Here is a 6,113-nt window from a genome sequence, read left to right on the forward strand (position 1 = left end):
TTTTGGACAAAAACGAGTTAGAGCCGAAGGTCGGCTCTGTGCCATTTGCAGACATTAGCAACGCCTGAGCTCAGGTGCATTTGAGACAACGCCTGCTTTTGCGTTAGCAAAAAAGTGGGTGGCGGATCAAATGTCATCTGCAGAGACTTTTTAGGCAGCGTTCACCGTATTCTAGGAACGAGCGTTTACGAGGCACGTGCCGAACTGGCCTTTATGACTTTTGTAAACAACAAAAAAATATTTGGATCAAACTTCGTGTCCACTTCATGCTTCAAGATATTCATAGTTTCAAGGTGCGATTTAGCCATGCGGTATGGCCTGCTAGTCGTCAGTGCATCATACGCATCAATGATCGAAAGTATTCGACTACTCAGGGGAATATCGGCACCAGCCAGTCCGTCTGGGTATCCGCTTCCATCAAATGCTTCATGATGATGTCTGACAATAGACGCGACCTCGTCTCTGTTTGTCAGGAATGTCTCACTAATTATTCTCTCACCGATAACCGAGTGAGCCTTTATCTCTTCCCTTTCATCAGGTGTGAGCTTTCCAGGCTTCGAGAGAACAGTATCACGAACTCCAATCTTACCCACGTCGTGTAATTGACTGGCAATACGCAAGTCATCTAATGAGGGGGCACTCAAATCGGCCGCACGCCCCACTTCCAACGCAAGCGCACAGACGCGGTCACAATGGCCTCTAGTATACGCATCGCGCGCGCACAATGCCGTAATGAGTGATGGGTAAGCATTTTCTTGATCTGGTGCGAGGGCAAAAGCCATTGAATATCTCTCCTTGTTCAGCAACGCCTAACAATTTAATAGTGCGCTCATCACGCATATTTTTGCTGACTTCAAGCTCATCTATCCACATTCCAACAAATAACCGAGGGTATTTCAAGATTTTAAATAAATTTAAATGTAGGATATACGCGTTGCTCGTTTGCTTGACTATATGAATAAACGACACAACTTTATCTATTAATTAGCCCTAAATTTAGCCTATCTCAATGACCGGTTATCGCTCTTTTGAGGCATTCGCCTAAACACGTTTTGGGGCAGAAACGAGTTTCGTGTGAAGGTCCGCTCATGGCACTCTTCAGCCACTCGACAACATAAAATGTGATAATAATTGGCAAGGTATTTTACTGTGTCGGATGGCGCTTCGCTTATCCGACCTACACTTACACAAGTCACTTATTTGGATTCTGCCCTGCTCAAAATAAAACGCTCATTCAACACTAATACCTTGGCTTAAAAGGTACTCCACTGCTGCATTAGTATGGGGCTTAAATGCCTTCCAACGCCCAATTGCTTTGTTGTTAAGTGGTTGGCGTACCTGAACTTTACTGGCTGTAGACACCGGAGCGGTGTTTAAGTGAAAGTCTATACACTGTGCTTGCCACTCTAAATTACAAAAGCTAACTAGCTCTTTTATTTGCTGCTCGGGCTGGGCGACTAGTTCTTCGTATTTTACTAATTTTATATTGCTGTGCAGGGCGCTAAAGTGCTGCATGAGTTTGTAAAAGCGGCTGTAAAATTTGGCAGTGTCGAGTAAATCGAGCGAGTACGCGTAGTAGGGGTTGTTTATTGTAAATAGCTGGCGGTAGTTACCAATGCAGGTATCCATAGGGTCGCGCAGCATGCAAATAATTTTAGCGTTTGGCAGGGCTTTGGTTATTAAGTCGATATAAAAAAAGTTAAACGGGAGTTTATCTATAAAATGTTTATGGCTACCGGTGGTTACGCGAGTGGCATTTAAATACGTTGTCCCAAGCTGATTAAAATCAAGCTCATATGCCTTAGTGAGTGTTTGAGTATCGAGTACGTGCGGTGTTTGAGTTTGGCTTAATTTTTTAACGCTTAGGCCAAAGTCTTGTAATTCACCGGCTGATTGTACGTCGCTGTGGCTCGATAAAATACGCTCAACCAATGTGGTGCCAGAGCGGGGCATACCTAATACAAAAATAGGCTCTTGCGTTGGGCTGCCGTGTGTTAGCGCGTGTTTATGCTGCTCACTTAAATGTTTAATGTGTTCAAATAATGCGGTTGAGCTTTTATGATCAAAAGGCTGCATAGCGCGTTTAGTGGCTTTTCCTTGCTCTAGGCTGTTAAACGCATCATCAAACTTGCCTATGTCTTGGTACTCTTTTGCAAGTGCGTGGCCAATGTGTAATTTTGCATCGGGGTGTGTTACTTGCTTAAACACGTTTTTTAAGCGTTCAATATGGTTAGTTTGCTGCGTCGCTTTGGTTAAATCACTTAATGCAAAGTGGCTTGAATGGTGAAGTGGGTTTAGCGCAATGGCGCTTTCAAAGGCATTTTTGGCTTGTTCAAATTGGCCTAAAAATTTAGCGCTTACCCCTAAATTATAATAAAAGTGTGGTTGCGGTTTATTTGCATGGTTAGCCAGCTCAATAGCGCAGTTAAAGTAGTTTAGTGCCTCTTTGTGCAGGCCTGCTTGTGTAAGCGCTACACCTAGGGTATCTGCATCAAGACTCTTTTTTATTTGCTCAACGGGTATCGCTAAAGCGGTGTTTTTGGCTTTGGTAAGCTCACCTGTTAATGCGTAACACTTTGCAAGCTGCGCGGTGTATTCAATGCTTTTGCCAAGGCTAAGGGCTTTTTCTATTAGCTTTATGGCTTTGTGAATTTGCCCTACGCGTAAATTAACCATGGCCAGTAAAAAGTAGCCATCGGCAAAGTCGCTTTTTTGAGTCACTAATTCAACGAGGGCTTTATGGGCACGTTGTATATTACCTTGGTTTAAATACTCAATGGCGCTTAGATGGAGGTGCTTTAAGTTTGGCTGCATGATGTTTGTTTTATTTATGTGTTAATAAAGAAAAAAGGCTCAAATAAATTTGAGCCTTATAACATTGTTTAAAAGTGACTATAAATTATATTTCAAATTTGTAGTTAAATTTAACGCCTACCGTAAGCGGGCGATTAATATAGTGGCCGTAGTTACGTTGTATGTCGGCGCCATTTGCTGATGTTATGTCTGCATCTGAGCGACGTACTGATGTAAATGCATATTTGTTGAATAGGTTATCAACATAAAGAGTTGTTGACCACTCATCGGCTGTTAACTTAGCAGAAATATTACTTAAGCTATAACCTGGCAGGGTTTCACCGTTGTCGTGCAGGCCTACTCTTGTGATTACATCGCTTTGTGCGGTTAAACCGTAGTTAATATCAAGGGTTTTATCGCTAAATACATCTGTTTGATAGTTTACACCCATTGAGAACTGATGCTCTGGCGAGCCCGGTAAGCGGTCGCCGTCTTCTGCGCCATCGGTGCCATCGGCATTAAATAAAAATGGGGCGTCTGAGGTTAGCTCTGCTTTAGTGTATGCGTATGTTGCGTACACGGTAAACGAGTCAGATAAAATAGCACGGGTAGATAGCTCAATACCTTTTGCGTTGGCAGAGCCTGCATTAGATAAGTACGGTAATTGGCCTACATCTGTTGCGCCTGCAATTTGCGCATCTTCCCAATCTACATTAAATAAAGCGGCGTTAAAGTGTAATTGGCTTCTAAACCAGGTGCTTTTAAGGCCTAACTCGTAGTTTGTTGTGGTATCGGCATCGTAAAGCATTTCTTCTGGGCTACCACAACCGGCTTGGTTAGCTGGTAATGGATCAGGACACGGTGCTAAACCATTTGAGCCACCAATTCTAAAGCCTTCACTTACCGTTGCATAACCCATTACTGATGGAGTGAACTGGTATTTAGCGTTAAATTTAAATAGGCTGCCGTTGTCGTCTGCTTCATTTTTTTCAAAATTTAATGAGATCGCATCAGGTGCTGCGCCATCAAATAGGGTATTAAATAGCGGGAAGTCGACAGCAGATTCTGATTCAACGTCGTACTGGTACAAACGCATACCAATGGTCACATCTAGTTTTTCTGTTACTTGGTAACCTACTTCACCAAACAAAGCCGACTCTGTAATTTCTGTACGGTCTACAGAAAAGTACTCAAGTTGATCTGGACGAGATTGCGATGCGCCAAAGTTTTCTACGGCATAATCACCAAAGCCTGGGGTAAATTCTTTACTTGAGGCGTCTGTTTCTATTTTGTTGTAAAACGCGCCTACAATCCAATTTAGGTCGCTGTCGCTTTGCGATACTAAACGAAGCTCTTGCGTGAAGGTATCTTCTTCGTCAATTTCACGTGTGTATGATGAAAACGCAGGGAACTCTTCATAACCGTAATCTAGGCGGATAAGTAAATCGGTTTGGTCACGTTGGCCGTCGGCATCAAAGCTTGAAATACCGGTTGCCGATACAAGCTCTGCAAAACCTAGGTCGGCTTTTAGCTCAAGGCTTAGTAGTTGATCTTCTTTTTCGCGCGGCTCTTCATAACGATAAGCCGACTCGTATTTACCTACAATATCGCTTAAACCGTTATCATCGTTTAGGCTGTTGTAATGAACAATTGAACGGCCTTCGCTGTCTTGGTTTTGGTAAAAGTAATTAAGTGTCCCTTCAAATGTTTCGCTTGGTTTCCAACGTACAGAAATACGGCCTGTGGTAGTTGTTTCGCCGTTAGCATCTTCAACATTTTTAATATTGTTGTTTACTTCGTCGGCGTTGCTCCAATCAGGGTCCGGTAGCGATACACCTGGCTCACGCACTGTGTAAGCATAATCAATAAAGCCTGGGTCTTCGTATACGTTTAAGCTTGCACGTACTGCAAGTTCATCTTCGATAAGTGGCAAGTTTACTATAAAGCCGCCTTCGCCGCCTAACGAGTCACTTTCTTGAGTTTGAAACATATCACCAAATATTTCTACCGTTGTAAAATCAAGCTCTGGCTCTTTAAGCATGTAACGAATTGCGCCGCCTAAAGTACCAGCACCATATAATGTGCCTTGTGGCCCAATAAGTACTTCTACACGCTCTATGTCAACTAAACGCATATCAACTGACACTGGAATTTCGTTAACGTATGTGGCTACGGTGCCGCCGTCTGATGATGGACCCGACGAGTTAGTGTTTAAACCACGAACTATAATTGGTGAGCCTGAGCGACCACCTTGATCGGTAATTGTTAAACCAGGTACCCAACGCGCTACATCGGCTAGTTCGCCAATGTTTTGATCTTTCATTACATCGGCATCAAGTGCGGTAATGTTTAGCGGTGCATTTTGTACCGATCCGCTGCGTCTTGTTGCTGTAACTTCGATTACTTCGAGTGATTTGTTTTTAGCGGTGGTTTCTTGTTGTGCCACAGCCGAGTTAGAAAATAAAAATGCGCCAGATACAGCGCTCGAAACAGCCAAGGTTAGCAAGCTTGGTTTAAACATAAAAAATGATCCCCAGATTCAAAATTTAACACCAGTTAATATAAGTTAATCAGTTTATCAGGGAGTTAAAGTGGTGGGAATATTAAAATTGAATTTTAATTCACTTTTTTGGAATAAATATAGCTAGTTGCACAACAAAAAATTATATAAATATGTATAACATCCAAGTGATTGGCTAATTAAGGTACAAGGAATCATATTTTACTCGTTGAGCAAATGTAAATAGCCATTCATATTAGTTAATTACCTGAATGTATTAATACGGTTAAAAAACCTATAAGACCCTGTTGAATGTTTTGCTCAACGGTATTTATTCTCGTTTTGACACTATAAAAGTGAAGTTTGATCCCCATTAACCCTTCATACCGTAAGCTATAGCATTTCGTACTAAAGTACGCGTATTTAAGGAATATTTATGAGCCAATTATTCTCACCTTTAAAGCTCGGTGAACTCACTTTAGACAACCGCATTATTATTGCGCCTATGTGCCAGTACTCAGCAAATCAGGGGTCTGCTAGTGATTGGCACACTATTCATTTAGGGCAATTGAGCTTAAGTGGTGCAGGGTTATTAATATTAGAGGCCACCGCGGTAAGCCCAGAGGGGCGCATTAGTTACGCCGATTTAGGGCTTTGGAATAACGAAACCCAGCAAGCACTGGGCAAAAGCTTAAAAGCGCTTAGGCAATACAGCCCTATGCCTATTGGCGTTCAGCTTGCGCATGCAGGGCGAAAAGCATCTACTGAAAAACCATGGGATGGCGGTGGTGCAATTGCACCTAGCGAAGACAACGGCTGG

3 protein-coding genes and 1 pseudogene are annotated in these 6,113 nt (G+C 42.6%); 1 reads left to right on the plus strand and 3 read right to left on the minus strand.

The features are described 5' to 3' along the window. Positions 1–185: 185 nt before the first annotated feature. The 3 genes from L650_RS0102780 to L650_RS0102790 all read right to left on the minus strand — a co-directional run bounded on the left by L650_RS0102780 (position 186) and on the right by L650_RS0102790 (position 5,314). Positions 186–782 (minus strand): HD-GYP domain-containing protein, encoded by a 597-nt coding sequence (locus tag L650_RS0102780; RefSeq protein WP_004589546.1) that lies wholly within the window; start codon positions 780–782, stop codon positions 186–188. Between the two features lie 448 nt (positions 783–1,230). Beyond that, positions 1,231–2,814, minus strand: coding sequence for a tetratricopeptide repeat-containing sulfotransferase family protein (locus L650_RS0102785; protein ID WP_029772109.1), 1,584 nt, complete (start codon positions 2,812–2,814; stop codon positions 1,231–1,233). Positions 2,815–2,899: 85 nt separating this feature from the next. Beyond that, complete coding sequence (locus tag L650_RS0102790) at positions 2,900–5,314, minus strand: TonB-dependent receptor (RefSeq protein WP_029772110.1); 2,415 nt, start codon at positions 5,312–5,314, stop codon at positions 2,900–2,902. A gap of 415 nt (positions 5,315–5,729) precedes the next feature. Between L650_RS0102790 and L650_RS0102795 the strand changes: the two are divergent. Next, positions 5,730–6,113 (plus strand): annotated as a pseudogene (locus L650_RS0102795) (oxidoreductase); the annotation flags it as partial.

Source organism: Pseudoalteromonas sp. TB51 (assembly GCF_000498055.1).
Taxonomy (GTDB): domain Bacteria; phylum Pseudomonadota; class Gammaproteobacteria; order Enterobacterales; family Alteromonadaceae; genus Pseudoalteromonas; species Pseudoalteromonas atlantica.

Coding starts and splice junctions, on each gene's coding strand:
- L650_RS0102780 (WP_004589546.1), bottom strand. CDS start 782: ATGGCTTTTGCCCTCGCACCAGATCAAGAAAATGCTTACCCATCACTC.
- L650_RS0102785 (WP_029772109.1), bottom strand. CDS start 2,814: ATGCAGCCAAACTTAAAGCACCTCCATCTAAGCGCCATTGAGTATTTA.
- L650_RS0102790 (WP_029772110.1), bottom strand. CDS start 5,314: ATGTTTAAACCAAGCTTGCTAACCTTGGCTGTTTCGAGCGCTGTATCT.